The following is a 15,411-nucleotide window of genomic DNA, read 5'->3' as shown; positions in this document are numbered from 1 at the left end:
CCCGGCGCACAGACTCGAACGACCTCAGGTTTCGGACCGCACCCTATGACCACCCAGCGAATCGGTTTTCTCATCTGGCCCAGCACCAGGCCCTTGACCCTGGCGCTGGCCGAGGAAGTGTTGCAGGTGGCGCAGCGGGTGCATCCGGATGTGGTCTACGAACTGGCCTTCCTGCAGGCGGAGCCCGCGCCAGAGGGGGAGTGGCGCCTGCCGGGCGAGCCGTGGACCGGCCGCCTGGAGGGTTGCCACAAACTGTTCCTGCTCGCTGACGAGCCGCCTGCGGCGGTAGGGGCTGCCTTGTCGACTGCGCTCAAGCAGCTGGCGCGCAGTGGCTGCACGGTCGGTGGCCTGGCTGCCGGGGTGTATCCGCTGGCGATGCTGGGCCTGCTCGACGGTTACCGGGCTGCGGTGCACTGGCGCTGGCAGGACGATTTTGCCGAACGCTTCCCCAAGGTCATTGCCACCAGTCACTTGTTCGACTGGGATCGTGATCGCATGACTGCCTGTGGCGGCATCGCCGTGGCCGACCTGTTGCTGGCAGTGCTGGCCCGTGATCACGGGGCGGAACTGGCGGGGGCAGTGTCGGAAGAGCTGGTGGTGGAGCGCATCCGCGAGGGGGGCGAGCGTCAGCGCATTCCGCTGCAGAACCGCCTGGGCTCTAGCCATCCCAAGCTGACCCAGGCGGTGCTGTTGATGGAAGCCAACATCGAAGAGCCGCTGACCACTGACGAGATTGCCCAGCATGTGTGCGTGTCGCGTCGGCAGCTGGAGCGCATCTTCAAGCAGTACCTGAACCGCGTGCCGAGCCAGTACTACCTGGAGCTACGGCTGAACAAGGCGCGGCAGATGCTGATGCAGACCAGTAAGTCGATCATCCAGATCGGCTTGTCCTGTGGCTTCTCCTCGGGGCCGCATTTTTCCAGTGCCTATCGCAACTTCTTTGGCGCCACGCCGCGGGAAGACCGGAATCAGCGGCGTAGCAGCAGCCCATTCGAACTGAGCTCGGCGCCTGCCGAAAAGGGCTGACATGATGCGTGGGGCCCGGGGTGTATGCCTTGGGGGTGATGGTGGGGCGGAAATCGAGCGCCGCCCGCGCGGCGCTTCGCAGCACAAGGCTGCTCCTACATCTGTTTCCGGCCAGTCACGCCTGCACCAACGCACGCGACCGCCTTGTTTGCCTGACGCGATATCGAGCCATGCACCAAGGCGTTCGCGCGCAATACCCACAGGAATAATTGGCCCGAAACAGATGTAGGAGCAGCCTTGTGCTGCGAAGCGCCGCGCGGGCGGCGCTCGATCTCACAGGCAACACATCAACATCGCCGAACATCCCCGTCTCCCACAAACCTATGTGAACACCCGTTCACCCAGCATCCTCTCTCCCGTACACTGCGCGATTGCGACAGTGTTTGTCGCATTGCCGAAAGCCTTGTCAAAACTGGGTTTTGCGCTGTAACAAGTTGTCGCTTGGCCGCAAGGACAGGCGCGGATCAGTCCTTACAATCCCCCCATCGCTCGCCCACTTCCAGGCCAGCGTTCCTCTTCAGGAGACTCAGATGTCCGTTGAGCAAGCCCCGGTGCAACGTGCCGATTTCGACCAGGTCATGGTCCCCAACTATTCTCCGGCGGCCTTCATTCCTGTGCGAGGCGAGGGTTCCCGTGTGTGGGACCAGTCGGGTCGCGAGTTGATCGACTTTGCCGGTGGCATCGCGGTAAATGCCCTGGGCCACTGCCATCCGGCACTGGTCAAGGCCCTGACCGACCAGGCCAACACCCTCTGGCACGTATCCAACGTGTTCACCAACGAGCCGGCCCTGCGCCTGGCCCACAAGCTGGTGGACGCCACCTTTGCCGACCGGGCGTTCTTCTGCAACTCAGGCGCCGAGGCCAACGAGGCCGCGTTCAAGCTGGCCCGTCGCGTCGCCCATGACCGCTTTGGCCCGGAAAAGCACGAAATCATCGCCACCGTGAACAGCTTCCACGGCCGTACCCTGTTCACCGTCAGCGTCGGTGGCCAGCCTAAGTACTCCGACGGTTTTGGCCCGAAGATCACCGGCATCAGCCACGTGCCGTACAACGACCTGGAAGCACTGAAAGCCCAGATTTCCGACAAGACCTGCGCCGTGGTGATTGAACCGATCCAGGGCGAAAGCGGCGTGGTACCGGCCGACCTGGCTTACCTGGAAGGCGCTCGCAAGCTGTGCGACGCGCACAACGCCCTGCTGATCTTCGACGAAGTGCAGACCGGCGTGGGCCGTACCGGTTCGCTGTATGCCTACCAGCACTACGGCGTGACGCCCGACATCCTGACCAGTGCCAAGAGCCTGGGCGGTGGCTTCCCTATCGGCGCCATGCTGACCACCACCGAACTGGCCAAGCACCTGGCCGTCGGCACCCACGGCACCACTTACGGCGGCAACCCGCTGGGCTGCGCCGTCGCCTGCGCGGTGCTGGATGTGGTCAATACCCCTGAAACCCTGGCCGGCATCAAGGCCAAGCACGCACGTTTCAAGACCCGCCTGGAACAGATTGGCCAGAAGTACAGCCTGTTCTCCCAGGTGCGTGGTGTCGGCCTGCTGCTCGGCTGCGTGCTGACCGAGGCCTGGCAAGGCAAGGCCAAGGACGTGCTCAACGCCGCCGAGAAAGAAGGCGTGATGGTGCTGCAGGCCGGCCCGGACGTGGTGCGTTTTGCGCCAAGCCTGGTGGTTGAAGACGCCGACATCGACGAAGGCCTGGACCGCTTCGAGCGCGCCGTGGCCACCCTGACCAAGGGCTGACCCGCCTGCGCCACCTTCGCCGGCAAAGGCCATTCCCGGGCCTGGCCGGCGATACCCGATTTCACTGCAGGTGCCCGTGTACCTGCCGTTTTTCCGTGCCGCCGTGAGCGGCCCGTATTCCAAAGGAGTGACACCATGCTGGTGATGCGCCCCGCGCAAATGGCTGATCTGAACGAAGTGCAGCGCATGGCTGCAGACAGCCCCATTGGTGTCACCTCGCTGCCGGACGACGCTGCTCGCCTGGGCGACAAGATCGCCGCTTCCGAGACTTCCTTCGCCGCCGAGGTCAGCTTCAACGGCGAGGAAAGCTATTTCTTTGTGCTCGAAGACAGCGAGACTGGCAAGCTGGCAGGCTGCTCGGCCATTGTCGCTTCGGCTGGGTATTCCGAGCCTTTCTATAGTTTTCGTAACGAGACCTTCGTGCACGCCTCGCGCGAGCTGAAGATCCACAACAAGATCCACGTGCTGTCGTTGTGTCATGACCTGACCGGCAACAGCCTGCTGACCAGCTTCTATGTATTGCCGGAGCTGGTGAACAGCGGCTGGGCCGAGCTCAATTCGCGCGGTCGCCTGCTGTTCATGGCCGCGCACCCGGAGCGTTTCGCCGACTCGGTAGTGACCGAAATCGTCGGCTACAGCGACGAGAACGGCGAATCGCCGTTCTGGGATGCCATCGGCCGCAATTTCTTCGACCTCAACTACTCCGACGCCGAGCGCCTGTGTGGCCTGAAGAGCCGAACCTTCCTCGCCGAACTGATGCCGCACTACCCGATCTACGTGCCGCTGCTGCCCGATGAGGCGCAGGAAGCCATGGGCCAGGTGCACCCGCGCGCGCAGATCACCTTCGACATCCTCATGCGCGAAGGCTTCGAAACCGAGCACTACATCGACATCTTCGACGGCGGCCCGACCCTGCATGCGCGCACCTCAGGCATTCGCTCGATTGCCCAGAGCCGCTCGGCGCCGGTGAAAATCGAGGACACCCCAGGCAAGGGCGGGCGCCCGTACCTGGTGTGCAATGGCCAGTTGCAGGACTACCGCGCGGTGCTGCTGGACCTGGATTGGGTGCCCGGCAAACCGGTGTGCCTGAGCCTGGCGGCGGCCGATGCGCTGGGTGTGGGCGAGGGTGGCAGCGTGCGCCTGGTCGCGGTCTGAGGTCTGGTAACAGACGTTTCGGGATTGATGCGTTAGAAGAGTTTTGCGCCGGCCGACGCCGCCGCACAAGGAGATAGCATGATCGTTCGTCCTGTACGCAGCAGCGATTTGCCTGCGTTGATCGAATTGGCACGCAGCACCGGCACCACCGGGCTGACCACGCTGCCGGCCAACGAAGAACGCCTGGGGCATCGCGTTGGCTGGGCGGAAAAGAGCTTCCGTGGCGAAGCCGAGCGTGGCGACACCGATTACCTGTTCGTGCTGGAAAACGACGAAGGACTGGTGGTCGGCATCAGTGCCATCGCCGGTGCCGTCGGCCTGCGCGAGCCTTGGTACAACTATCGGGTCGGCCTTACCGTCAGTGCTTCGCAGGAGCTTAAGATCTATCGCGAAATCCCCACCCTGTTCCTTGCCAACGACCTGACCGGCAATTCCGAGCTGTGCTCGCTGTTCCTGCGCAGCGATCACCGCTCCGGGCTCAATGGCCGCCTGCTGTCGCGTGCGCGGATGCTGTTCATTGCCGAGTTCCCGGAGCTGTTTGGCAAGAAGATCATTGCCGAAATGCGCGGCATGTCCGACGAGCAGGGGCGTTCGCCTTTCTGGGAAAGCCTTGGCCGGCATTTCTTCAAGATGGAGTTCAGCCAGGCGGACTACCTGACCGGTGTTGGCAACAAGTCGTTCATCGCCGAGCTGATGCCCAAGTTCCCCCTGTACACCTGCTTCCTGTCCGAGGCGGCGCGCGACGTGATCGGCCGCGTGCACGTCGACACCGAGCCGGCGCTGGCCATGCTCAAGCAGGAAGGCTTCAACTACCAGGGCTATGTCGACATCTTCGACGCAGGCCCGGCCATCGAGTGTGATACCGCCAAGATCCGCGCGGTGCGCGAGAGCCAGACGCTGGTGCTGGCGGTGGGCACGCCGGGCGACGACGCCACCCCTTACATCATCCACAACCGCAAACGCGACGATTGCCGCATCACTGCCGCGCCTGCGCGGCTGGCCGCCGGTACCTTGGTGGTCGACCCGTTGACCGCCAAGCGTCTGCGCATGGGTGCCGGCGACAACGTGCGTGCCGTGCCGCTATCGGCCAGCCGGGAGGCCCAGTAAATGACCACGCATTACATCGCAGGCAATTGGCTGGCGGGGCAGGGCGAAGCCCTGCAGTCGCTGAACCCGGTGACCCAGGCTGTCATCTGGCAAGGGCAGGGCGCTGACGCCAGCCAGGTGGGCGCCGCCGTCCAGGCAGCCCGTCAGACCTTTCCGGCGTGGGCGCAACTGAGCCTCGAAGCGCGTATCGACGTGCTGGAGAAGTTCGCCGAGCAGCTGAAAAAGCATGCCGAAGCCTTGGCCCAGTGCATCGGTGAGGAAACCGGCAAGCCCCTGTGGGAATCGGCGACCGAAGTCACCAGCATGATCAACAAGGTGGCGATCTCGGTACAAAGCTACCGCGAGCGCACCGGGGAAAAGAGCGGCCCGCTGGCCGACGCCACGGCCGTGCTGCGGCACAAGCCCCATGGCGTGGTGGCGGTGTTCGGCCCCTACAACTTCCCCGGTCATCTGCCCAATGGCCATATCGTGCCGGCGCTGTTGGCGGGTAACTGCGTGGTGTTCAAGCCCAGCGAGCTGACGCCCAAGGTTGCCGAGCTGACCGTCAACTGCTGGATCGCCGCCGGCCTGCCGGCGGGCGTGCTGAACCTGGTGCAGGGCGCGCGTGAAACCGGTGTGGCGCTGGCCGCCAACCCGGGGATCGATGGCCTGTTCTTCACGGGTTCCAGCCGCACCGGCAACCTGCTGCACCAGCAGTTCGCCGGTCGCCCGGACAAGATCCTGGCCCTGGAAATGGGCGGCAACAACCCGCTCGTGGTAGACGAGGTGAGGGACCTGGACGCTGCGGTGTACACCATCATCCAGTCGGCGTTCATCTCCGCCGGCCAGCGTTGCACCTGCGCGCGGCGCCTGCTGGTGCCGCAAGGCGCCTGGGGTGATGCGCTGATCGTGCGCCTGGTCGAGGTGTGCAAAACCATCACGGTGGGTGCGTTCGATGAGCAGCCAGCGCCGTTCATGGGCTCGGTCATTTCGCTGCAGGCGGCGCAGGCGCTGATTACGGCCCAGGCCGAACTGGCCGCCAAAGGTGGCGTGAAGCTGCTGGAAATGACCCAGCCGCAGGCCGGTGCCGCGTTGCTGACCCCGGGCATTGTCGATGTCACGGCCGTGGCCGAGCGCCCGGACGAAGAGTTCTTCGGCCCGCTGCTGCAGGTGATCCGTTATGCCGATTTCGATGCTGCCATCGATGAAGCCAACAACACCCAGTACGGTCTCGCCGCCGGGTTGCTCTCCGACTCGCGTGCCCGCTACCAGTACTTCTGGCTGCGCAGCCGCGCCGGTATCGTCAACTGGAACAAGCAACTGACCGGCGCCGCCAGCAGTGCGCCGTTCGGTGGCGTGGGTGCCAGTGGCAACCATCGGGCCAGTGCCTATTACGCGGCAGACTACTGCGCTTACCCCGTGGCTTCGCTGGAGACCGCCAGCCTTGCCTTGCCGGCGACCCTGACGCCGGGCGTCACCCTATAACAACAGGTCACGGAGCCTAGCCGATGAAATCCTATGAAGTGAATTTTGATGGCCTGGTGGGGCCTACCCACAACTATGGCGGCCTGTCTTACGGCAACGTGGCTTCGCAGAGCAACAGCCAGCAGGGTTCCAACCCGCGCGAAGCCGCGCGCCAGGGCCTGGCGAAAATGAAAGCGCTGGCCGACATGGGCTTCAAGCAGGGCGTGTTGGCGCCCCAGGAGCGCCCGGATGTGGCCGCGCTGCGCCGCCTGGGCTTTAGCGGCAGCGATGCCGAGGTGATCCAGCGTGCTGCCAAAGAGGCCATGCCTCTGCTGGTGGCCAGCTGCTCGGCGTCGAGCATGTGGGTGGCCAACGCCGCCACGGTCAGCCCCAGTGCCGACACTGCAGATGGCCGCGTGCATTTCACCGCCGCCAACCTGAACTGCAAGTATCACCGCAGCATTGAGCACCCGACCACCAGCCGTGTGCTGGGCGCCATGTTCAACAACGAGAAACACTTTGCCCACCACGAAGCATTGCCTGCCGTGGCACAGTTCGGTGACGAGGGCGCGGCCAACCACACGCGTTTCTGCCGTGCCTATGGCGACGCGGGTGTGGAGTTCTTCGTCTATGGCCGCAGTGCCTTCGACAGCCGTTACCCGGCGCCGCAGAAGTACCCGGCCCGGCAAACCCTGGAAGCCTCGCAGGCCGTGGCCCGGCTGCATGGGCTGAGCGATGGCGGTGTGGTCTACGCTCAACAGAACCCTGCAGTGATCGACCAGGGCGTGTTCCATAACGATGTGATTTCGGTGGGCAACGGCGAGGTGCTGTTCTACCACGAGGACGCTTTCCTCGAGACCGACGCGGTGCTTGGCCAGCTGCGAGCTAAACTGGCCAGCAAGGGTGGCACCTTCCAGGCCATCTGTGTACCGCGGGCAGAGGTGGCGGTAGAGGATGCCGTGCGCTCATACCTGTTCAACAGCCAGCTGCTCAGCCGCGATGACGGTTCCATGCTGCTGGTGGTGCCGGAAGAGTGCCGCAACAATGAGCGGGTCTGGGCCTACCTCGGCCAGCTGACCAGCCAGGGTGGCCCGGTGAAGGAGGTCAAGGTATTCGACCTCAAGCAAAGCATGCAGAACGGCGGCGGCCCGGCTTGCCTGCGTCTGCGCGTGGCGTTGAAGGAATCGGAACTGGCGGCGGTCAACCAAGGCGTTATCATGACCGCCCCGCTGTACGACACCCTGGTGCTGTGGGTCGACAAGCATTACCGCGATCGCCTGGGCGAAGCGGACCTGGCCGACCCGCAACTGCTGGTGGAATGCCGTACGGCACTGGACGAATTGACCCAGATCCTGAAGTTGGGCTCGGTATACCCGTTCCAACGCCAACCTTGAAGAGAGACTTTGCAATGACCGACGCCCTGCGCCTGATCCTCGAAGATGAAGACGGCACCCAGCTGGAAACCTCCTGCACCCGCTTTGCCGTGGTTTGGCAAGGCAAGGAAGTGTGGATTCAGCAGGACGGCCGTGGCCAGCTGCTGATCGGTGTGGACGTCGACGAAGACGACACCGAATACGCCAACCTGCTGCTGCGCCCGATGGCCACCAACCTGGTCAGCCTGCAGCTGGAAATGGAGCCGGCTGAGGTTGGCGAAGACGACGATCACGTCCATGGCCCTGACTGCGGCCACCACCACTAAGGAAGCCCCTATGCTCGCCCTTGGCAAATTGCTTGAGCTGACCCTCACCGATCACGAACCGGCCGAGAAGACCCAAGTGACACCCAAGGGCGCGCGTTTGCGTTGGCTGGGGGAGGGCGCGCTCGAAGTGCGCCCCGCCGAAAGCGATGATTGCGGGCTGGACTTGCTGTTGTCTGCTGGCATCCATGGCAACGAAACGGCGCCGATCGAATTGCTCGAACGGCTGCTGCACGGCGTGGCCAACGGCAAGATCAAACCCAAGGCACGGCTGCTGTTCCTGTTCGGCAACCCGGCGGCTATCCGCAAGGGCGAGCGCTTCATCGAGCAGGACATCAACCGGCTGTTCAATGGCCGCCATGAGCTTTCCAGTGGTTTCGAGGCATTGCGTGCCGCCGAGCTGGAGCAGTTCGCCAGGGTGTTCTTCAGCAAGCCGGGGCGCAGCCGCCTGCATTACGACCTGCATACCGCCATCCGTGGTTCGAAGATCGAGCAATTTGCCTTGTACCCCTATAAAGAGGGGCGCAAGCACTCCCGTCGCGAACTGGCGCGCCTGGCGGCAGCCGGCATGGAGGCGGTGCTGCTGCAAAGCAAATCCTCCATCACTTTCAGTGCCTTTACCTACGAACAGCTGGAGGCCGAAGCCTTCACCCTGGAGCTGGGCAAGGCCCGCCCGTTTGGCCAGAACGAGCAGGTCAACCTCGACCGGCTGGAGCAGCGCCTGATCCAGATCATCGAAGGCACCGAGCCAGAGGGTGAAGGCTCGCTGGATGGCCTGCAGCTGTTCAGCGTCGCCCGCGAAATCATCAAGCACAGCGACAGTTTCCACCTGCATTTGCCGGCGGACATCGAGAACTTTTCCGAGTTGAGCAAGGGTTACCTGCTGGCCGAAGACCTGGCCGAGACGCGCTGGGTGGTCGAGGAGGAGGGCGCGCGCATCATCTTCCCCAACCCCAGGGTGAAGAACGGCTTGCGCGCGGGGATTCTCATTGTGCCGGATTCGGGGCAGCGGCTGGGCTGATGGCGGAGGTGGCGCGCGTCCCGGCGCACCACATGGGCTTGCTCAGTAGTAGGTGCGTACTGGCAGGCCCAGTTCCATTCGCAGCGTGTTTTCGTTGAAGGGTGGTGGGTTGGTGTCGGTTGGCGCCGTGTCGGGGTTATTGTCGAAATCGTACAGAGGGCCGCTCGGCAGGCCAATTGCTTGCAGGTGTGCGTTGTCGACCTGGATCTGCCTGCGATCGATAGTGCTTATTGAGGTGTGGCCAGGTACCGTCGTACCGTTGAAGGCGCTGTACGCTTCGCACAAGCAACGGTAAAAGTCGAGCAGCGGCAAATTGCCGCTGTCCGAGCGCGTCAGGTTGAGTGCCAGGTTTCCGCCCTCGGCCGGCAAGCCGGCTACCCACTCCAGTTTGCTGTCTCGTCGCAGGTAATGGTCATTGTCGGTCGGGTCTGATGTGTAGACGTCGAAACGGGTGGCCAGCTGTGTTTCGGTGACCCTTATCCAGGACCGTTTCGCCAGTTGAGTCAGAAGTTGCTGGCCGCAATCCGTGTGGCAAAGAAACACCAGGTGGTTGTGAACGGCCTGTTTGAAGGTATCGCTGCCTTGTATGTCGAGTGTGTTGTTGGCGAGTGCGGCGAGCGGGGCGGAGAGGGGTTGCTCGAAGCGGGCGTCACCCGCCTGGTTACGGGCATAAATGACTGATTCATGGGGGTCGTCGACCAGGATATGACCGTCGATTCCCTGGATATGACCGCCGATACCGCCGCTCGCCGAGCCACGCTTGATGAATGTCAGCCCCTGACCCACGTTGATTTGTGCATCGCTGCTGCCGGTGAAGACCTCGGTGATGCCGCCGCCGGTGGTGATGTGTGCGCGGCCTTTTGCGGCCTGAATGATCACAGGCGTCTTCACGTCCTTCGCCACGCGGACGTTGGCCTCACCCGATGCTGTTCTGATGATGAGGGTGTGTCTGTGGGTAGGCGCGAGGATGAACCTCTTGTTGCCGACAATGGCTTTGAGGTGGCAATCGTAGGTGGAAATGTCGACATCGACCGCCGAGGCATGGCTCTGAATCACCATGTGGTGCTTGCCCGGGATCTGGCCCTGATCGAACCATACCTGTTCGAGAAGGACGTCTATCTTGTCGTCCCGGTATTCGTAGAAACGATGAACGGCTTGGCCATCGATGGATGTGTCTGCCTGCTGTTGAAAGCCGCTGGTCCTGCCAGAAATGAAATAGACGGGGTTGGGGTGCATGAGAAGGCTCGCTTGCTGTGAATGGGGGGCGGTGGTTGTCGCTGCGGCCAAAGCTAAAGGGTTGTGCAGGCGAGGAGTGGTACTTATCTAGGGGCAAGATGGACGAGGAGGGGGCGTTGTGACGAGGCGCTGAACCGTATAGCCTCCACTTTGAAGTCCGAAATGACGATTTCGTGCCGATTGACCGTTTCGGGCGTATAAACACACTGCATCCGCCGTTCAGGCTGGATATAATGGCGCCCTTTGCCGTCGTTTCGTCGATTCGACGTATCAGCCCAAACGGCCGCCGTTTCCGTGGAAGAACCTATGAAAAGCGCAGAAATCCGTGAAGCCTTCCTTCGCTTCTTCGAAGAGCAGGGACATACCCGAGTCGCCTCCAGTTCGTTGATCCCGAACAACGACCCGACCCTGCTGTTCACCAATGCCGGCATGAACCAGTTCAAGGACTGCTTCCTCGGCGCGGAGAAGCGTGCCTACACCCGTGCTGTCAGTAGCCAGAAGTGCGTGCGCGCCGGTGGCAAGCACAACGACCTGGAAAACGTCGGTTACACCGCGCGTCACCATACCTTCTTCGAAATGCTGGGCAACTTCAGCTTCGGCGACTATTTCAAGCGCGACGCCATCACCTTCGCCTGGACCTTCCTGACGTCGGCACAATGGCTGAACCTGCCCAAGGAAAAGCTCTGGGTCACCGTCTACGCCACTGACGACGAAGCCTACGACATCTGGACCAAGGAAATTGGCGTGCCGGCCGAGCGCATGGTACGCATCGGCGACAACAAAGGCGCCCCTTACGCCTCCGACAACTTCTGGACCATGGGTGACACTGGCCCGTGCGGCCCGTGCACCGAGATCTTCTACGACCACGGCGCGGACATCTGGGGCGGCCCACCCGGCTCGCCAGAAGAAGACGGCGACCGCTACATCGAGATCTGGAACAACGTCTTCATGCAGTTCAACCGCACCGCCGACGGCGTGCTGCACCCGCTACCAGCGCCGTCGGTGGACACCGGTATGGGCCTGGAGCGCGTCAGCGCCGTGCTGCAGCACGTGCACTCGAACTACGAGATCGACCTGTTCCAGAACTTGCTGGCAGCTGCGGCCAAGGCCATCGGTTGCAGCAATGATGGCCAGGCGTCGCTGAAAGTGGTCGCCGACCACATTCGCTCGTGCGGTTTCCTGATCGCCGACGGTGTGCTGCCGTCCAACGAAGGCCGTGGCTATGTGCTGCGTCGCATCATTCGTCGTGCCTGCCGCCACGGCAACAAACTGGGCGCCAAGGGCAGCTTCTTCTACCAGATCGTTGCCGCACTGGCCGCCGAAATGGGCGAAGCCTTCCCTGAGCTGAAGAGCCAGCAAGCGCACATCGAGCGCGTGCTGAAGGCTGAAGAAGAGCAGTTCGCCAAGACCCTCGAGCAAGGCCTGCGCATCCTCGAGCAGGACCTGGCCCAGCTGAAAGGCGACGTGGTACCGGGCGACGTGGTGTTCAAGCTGTATGACACCTACGGCTTCCCGATGGACCTGACTGCCGACATCGCCCGTGAGCGCGAGCTGACCATCGACGAAGCCGGCTTCGAGCGCGAGATGGACGCCCAGCGTGAGCGTGCGCGTTCCGCCAGCGCCTTCGGCATGGATTACAACAGCGTGGTCAAGGTTGACAGCGCCACTGAATTCCTCGGCTACGACGCCACCGAAGGCCAGGGCAAGATCATCGCCCTGTACAAGGACGGCCAGGCCGTCGACCAGTTGGGTGAAGGCGAGCAGGGCGTGGTCGTGCTCGACCGCACGCCGTTCTACGCCGAATCCGGTGGCCAGGTGGGTGATACCGGCTTCCTGCAGGCCGGCGCTGCGCGCTTCGACGTGCGCGACACCACCAAGACTGGCGGTGCCTTCCTGCACCACGGCGTGGTCGCCAGCGGTGCGCTGGTAATCGGTTCGCCAGTCGAGGCCAAGGTCGATGCCGACGTGCAGCACGCTACCTCGCTGAACCACTCCGCCACCCACCTGCTGCACGAAGCGCTGCGCCAGGTGCTGGGCGAACACGTACAGCAGAAGGGCTCGCTGGTTGACAGCCAGCGCCTGCGTTTCGACTTCAGCCACTTCGAGGCGCTGAAGCCAGAGCAGATCAAGGCCCTGGAAGACATCGTCAACCGCGAAGTGCGCAAGAACACCCCGGTGACAACGGAACTGACCGACATCGAAACCGCCAAGGCCAAAGGTGCCATGGCGCTGTTCGGCGAGAAGTACGGCGACACCGTGCGTGTGCTGAGCATGGGTGGTGATTTCTCGGTAGAGCTGTGCGGCGGTATCCACGCCAAGCGCACCGGTGATATCAGCCTGTTCAAGATCATCAGCGAAGGCGGCGTGGCCTCTGGCGTACGCCGTATCGAAGCAGTTACCGGCGCCGCTGCGTTGGCCTACCTGAACGCTGCCGAAGAGCAGGTCAAGGAAGCCGCGCAACTGGTCAAGGGTAACCGCGACAACCTGATCGACAAGCTGTCGGCTGTGCTCGAGCGCAACCGCCAGCTGGAGAAGCAGCTGGAACAGCTGCAGGCCAAAGCCGCCAGCGCCGCCGGGGACGATCTCTCCAACGCGGCTGTTGAGGTCAAGGGTGCCAAGGTCCTCGCCGCCCGCCTGGATGGGCAGGACGGCAAGGCCTTGCTGGCCCTGGTCGATCAGTTGAAGAACAAGCTCGGCCACGCAGTGATCCTGCTGGGCAGCGAGCATGAGGGCAAGGTTGTGCTGGTGGCCGGCGTGACCAAAGACCTCTCCAGCCAACTCAAGGCTGGCGATCTGATGAAACAAGCCGCTGCGGCGGTGGGTGGCAAGGGCGGTGGCCGTCCGGACATGGCCCAGGGTGGTGGCGTCGACGTCGCTGCACTGGACCAGGCCCTGGCGCTGGCCGTGCCATTCGCAGAGCAGGGACTTTGAGATGAAGGGGCCGGCGGTCTAGTCGCCGGCTTCTTCATGTTGGATTGTTTTTTGGGGCCCTGTATGGGCTGAGGCACCATTGAAATGGCGTTGATCGTACAGAAATTTGGCGGCACCTCTGTCGGTTCCATCGAGCGGATCGAGCAGGTAGCCGAAAAGGTCAAGAAACACCGTGAAGCGGGCGACGACCTGGTGGTTGTGCTGTCGGCCATGAGCGGTGAAACCAATCGCCTGATCGACTTGGCCAAGCAGATCACCGATCAGCCGGTTCCGCGTGAACTGGACGTGATCGTGTCGACCGGTGAGCAGGTCACCATCGCCCTGCTGACCATGGCCTTGATCAAGCGTGGTGTGCCAGCGGTGTCCTACACCGGCAACCAGGTGCGCATCCTCACCGACAGCTCGCACAACAAGGCGCGCATCCTGCAGATCGACGACCAGAAGATTCGTGCCGACCTCAAGGAAGGCCGCGTGGTCGTGGTAGCAGGCTTCCAGGGCGTCGACGAGCACGGCAGCATCACCACCCTGGGCCGTGGCGGCTCCGACACCACCGGCGTGGCCCTGGCGGCGGCGCTGAAGGCTGACGAGTGCCAGATCTACACCGACGTCGATGGCGTCTACACCACCGACCCGCGCGTTGTGCCACAGGCCCGTCGCCTGGAGAAGATCACCTTCGAAGAGATGCTGGAAATGGCCAGCCTCGGTTCCAAGGTGCTGCAGATCCGTTCGGTGGAGTTCGCCGGCAAGTACAACGTACCGCTGCGCGTGCTGCACAGCTTCAAGGAGGGTCCGGGTACCCTCATTACCATTGATGAAGAGGAATCCATGGAACAGCCGATCATTTCCGGTATCGCCTTCAACCGTGATGAAGCCAAGCTGACCATTCGCGGCGTGCCGGACACCCCGGGTGTGGCCTTCAAGATCCTCGGCCCGATCAGCGCTTCGAACATCGAAGTCGACATGATCGTGCAGAACGTTGCCCACGATAACACCACCGACTTCACCTTCACCGTACACCGCAACGAGTACGAGAGCGCGAAAAACGTGCTGGAAAACACTGCCCGCGAAATCGGTGCCCGTGAAGTGATCGGCGACACCAAGATCGCCAAGGTCTCGATCGTTGGCGTCGGCATGCGTTCGCACGCCGGTGTTGCCAGCCGCATGTTCGAAGCGCTGGCCAAGGAGAGCATCAACATCCAGATGATCTCCACCTCCGAGATCAAGGTTTCGGTAGTGATCGAAGAGAAGTACCTGGAGCTGGCCGTGCGCGCGCTGCACACCGCGTTCGAGCTCGACGCACCTGTGCGACAGGGCGAGTAAGGCGCTGCCAGGAAGGGCGCGGCTTGCCGCGCCCTTCGCGTTTCTGCTCGCCACGCATGGCCTGTCCTGCCCTGTGTGGCGAGTAACCGGGGCCTGGTCGTCGTCCACGACCAGGCCCCGATACCAAAGACTGTTACCCCTGAATGTTTTGCGTAAGGAGAAAGCTATGTTGATTCTGACTCGTCGGTGCGCCGAGAGCCTGATCATTGGAGACGGCGAGATCACCGTGACGGTGCTTGGCGTCAAAGGCAACCAGGTGCGTATTGGCGTCAGCGCCCCGAAAGAAGTGGCTGTTCACCGCGAGGAAATCTACCTGCGGATCAAGAAAGAGAAGGACGAGGAGCCAAGCCTTTAATTCTTTTGAAGTTTTTTTAAAAAAAAGGGTTGCAAGCGAGGAAGATCCTGTTTAATATTCGCCTCGTGTTGCGGTGAGGTGGCCGAGTGGCCGAAGGCGCTCCCCTGCTAAGGGAGTATACCTCATAAGGGTATCGGGGGTTCGAATCCCCCCTTCACCGCCATTATTTGCGTAGGGCGCTGTAAACGGTAGGAACGCTAAGTAGTTGTTTTTAAACGAAAACGTTCTTGCAAAAATGTTTCAGCGACCTATAATGCGCGGCAAGACACGGACTCATAGCTCAGCTGGATAGAGTACTCGGCTACGAACCGAGCGGTCGCAGGTTCGAATCCTGCTGAGTCCGCCACTTTTGAAGTGGCTTTGTTTGCAA

General features: G+C 62.5%; 12 protein-coding genes and 2 tRNA genes. 13 read left to right on the top strand and 1 reads right to left on the bottom strand.

All coding sequences use genetic code 11. From position 1 onward, the window contains the following. The first annotated feature begins 45 nt into the window (after positions 1–45). The 8 genes from argR to astE all read left to right on the top strand — a co-directional run bounded on the left by argR (position 46) and on the right by astE (position 9,199). Positions 46–1,026 carry a transcriptional regulator ArgR gene (argR, locus tag MRBLPB4O_RS20755; RefSeq protein ID WP_016498490.1) on the top strand — a complete coding sequence of 327 codons (981 nt, stop codon included), beginning with the start codon at positions 46–48 and terminating at the stop codon, positions 1,024–1,026. Positions 1,027–1,556: 530 nt separating this feature from the next. After that, entirely contained in the window at positions 1,557–2,777 is a 1,221-nt protein-coding gene (locus MRBLPB4O_RS20750) for an aspartate aminotransferase family protein (RefSeq protein WP_019473143.1), read from the top strand. 135 nt (positions 2,778–2,912) lie between these two features. After that, the gene (gene aruF / locus MRBLPB4O_RS20745) at positions 2,913–3,932 is read left to right on the top strand and encodes an arginine/ornithine succinyltransferase subunit alpha (RefSeq protein WP_341796461.1); all 1,020 of its coding nucleotides are present in this window, start codon (positions 2,913–2,915) and stop codon (positions 3,930–3,932) included. 78 nt (positions 3,933–4,010) lie between these two features. Next, positions 4,011–5,039, top strand: coding sequence for an arginine N-succinyltransferase (gene astA, locus MRBLPB4O_RS20740; protein WP_016498492.1), 1,029 nt, complete (start codon positions 4,011–4,013; stop codon positions 5,037–5,039). Next, positions 5,040–6,503, top strand: coding sequence for a succinylglutamate-semialdehyde dehydrogenase (astD, locus tag MRBLPB4O_RS20735; protein ID WP_341796460.1), 1,464 nt, complete (start codon positions 5,040–5,042; stop codon positions 6,501–6,503). Positions 6,504–6,526: 23 nt separating this feature from the next. Further along, complete coding sequence (astB, locus tag MRBLPB4O_RS20730; RefSeq protein ID WP_341796459.1) at positions 6,527–7,876, top strand: N-succinylarginine dihydrolase; 1,350 nt, start codon at positions 6,527–6,529, stop codon at positions 7,874–7,876. Between the two features lie 14 nt (positions 7,877–7,890). Next, the gene (locus tag MRBLPB4O_RS20725; RefSeq protein WP_016488488.1) at positions 7,891–8,181 is read left to right on the top strand and encodes a hypothetical protein; all 291 of its coding nucleotides are present in this window, start codon (positions 7,891–7,893) and stop codon (positions 8,179–8,181) included. Between the two features lie 10 nt (positions 8,182–8,191). Further along, positions 8,192–9,199: a succinylglutamate desuccinylase gene (gene astE, locus MRBLPB4O_RS20720; protein WP_063423047.1), complete on the top strand. Its 1,008-nt coding sequence runs from the start codon at positions 8,192–8,194 to the stop codon at positions 9,197–9,199. Positions 9,200–9,241: 42 nt separating this feature from the next. Here astE and MRBLPB4O_RS20715 read toward each other — a convergent pair whose 3' ends face one another. Beyond that, complete coding sequence (locus MRBLPB4O_RS20715; RefSeq protein ID WP_341796458.1) at positions 9,242–10,435, bottom strand: M91 family zinc metallopeptidase; 1,194 nt, start codon at positions 10,433–10,435, stop codon at positions 9,242–9,244. A gap of 306 nt (positions 10,436–10,741) precedes the next feature. Between MRBLPB4O_RS20715 and alaS the strand changes: the two genes are divergently transcribed. From alaS to MRBLPB4O_RS20690, 5 genes are all read left to right on the top strand, one after another. Further along, positions 10,742–13,366, top strand: a complete 2,625-nt coding sequence (gene alaS, locus MRBLPB4O_RS20710) for an alanine--tRNA ligase (protein ID WP_016498498.1) — start codon at positions 10,742–10,744, stop codon at positions 13,364–13,366. Positions 13,367–13,450: 84 nt separating this feature from the next. Beyond that, positions 13,451–14,686 (top strand): aspartate kinase, encoded by a 1,236-nt coding sequence (locus MRBLPB4O_RS20705; protein WP_016498499.1) that lies wholly within the window; start codon positions 13,451–13,453, stop codon positions 14,684–14,686. 166 nt (positions 14,687–14,852) lie between these two features. Continuing rightward, on the top strand, positions 14,853–15,041 hold the full coding sequence (csrA, locus tag MRBLPB4O_RS20700) for a carbon storage regulator CsrA (RefSeq protein ID WP_003254503.1): 189 nt from the start codon (positions 14,853–14,855) through the stop codon (positions 15,039–15,041). A gap of 72 nt (positions 15,042–15,113) precedes the next feature. Beyond that, a tRNA-Ser gene (locus MRBLPB4O_RS20695) sits at positions 15,114–15,204 on the top strand. 106 nt (positions 15,205–15,310) lie between these two features. Then, positions 15,311–15,387: transfer RNA gene (locus MRBLPB4O_RS20690), tRNA-Arg, on the top strand. Positions 15,388–15,411: the final 24 nt, after the last annotated feature.

Source organism: Pseudomonas sp. LPB4.O (assembly GCF_038383825.1).
Classification (GTDB): Bacteria; Pseudomonadota; Gammaproteobacteria; order Pseudomonadales; family Pseudomonadaceae; genus Aquipseudomonas; species Aquipseudomonas putida.
This window is presented reverse-complemented; position numbering and strand designations above follow the sequence as displayed.

Bases quoted from the DNA above. Each gene is read 5' to 3' on its own strand.
- MRBLPB4O_RS20725 (WP_016488488.1), top strand. From the start codon at position 7,891: ATGACCGACGCCCTGCGCCTGATCCTCGAAGATGAAGACGGCACCCAG.
- argR (WP_016498490.1), top strand. From the start codon at position 46: ATGACCACCCAGCGAATCGGTTTTCTCATCTGGCCCAGCACCAGGCCC.
- astB (WP_341796459.1), top strand. From the start codon at position 6,527: ATGAAATCCTATGAAGTGAATTTTGATGGCCTGGTGGGGCCTACCCAC.
- csrA (WP_003254503.1), top strand. From the start codon at position 14,853: ATGTTGATTCTGACTCGTCGGTGCGCCGAGAGCCTGATCATTGGAGAC.
- alaS (WP_016498498.1), top strand. From the start codon at position 10,742: ATGAAAAGCGCAGAAATCCGTGAAGCCTTCCTTCGCTTCTTCGAAGAG.
- MRBLPB4O_RS20715 (WP_341796458.1), bottom strand. From the start codon at position 10,435: ATGCACCCCAACCCCGTCTATTTCATTTCTGGCAGGACCAGCGGCTTT.
- MRBLPB4O_RS20750 (WP_019473143.1), top strand. From the start codon at position 1,557: ATGTCCGTTGAGCAAGCCCCGGTGCAACGTGCCGATTTCGACCAGGTC.
- aruF (WP_341796461.1), top strand. From the start codon at position 2,913: ATGCTGGTGATGCGCCCCGCGCAAATGGCTGATCTGAACGAAGTGCAG.
- astA (WP_016498492.1), top strand. From the start codon at position 4,011: ATGATCGTTCGTCCTGTACGCAGCAGCGATTTGCCTGCGTTGATCGAA.
- astD (WP_341796460.1), top strand. From the start codon at position 5,040: ATGACCACGCATTACATCGCAGGCAATTGGCTGGCGGGGCAGGGCGAA.
- astE (WP_063423047.1), top strand. From the start codon at position 8,192: ATGCTCGCCCTTGGCAAATTGCTTGAGCTGACCCTCACCGATCACGAA.
- MRBLPB4O_RS20705 (WP_016498499.1), top strand. From the start codon at position 13,451: ATGGCGTTGATCGTACAGAAATTTGGCGGCACCTCTGTCGGTTCCATC.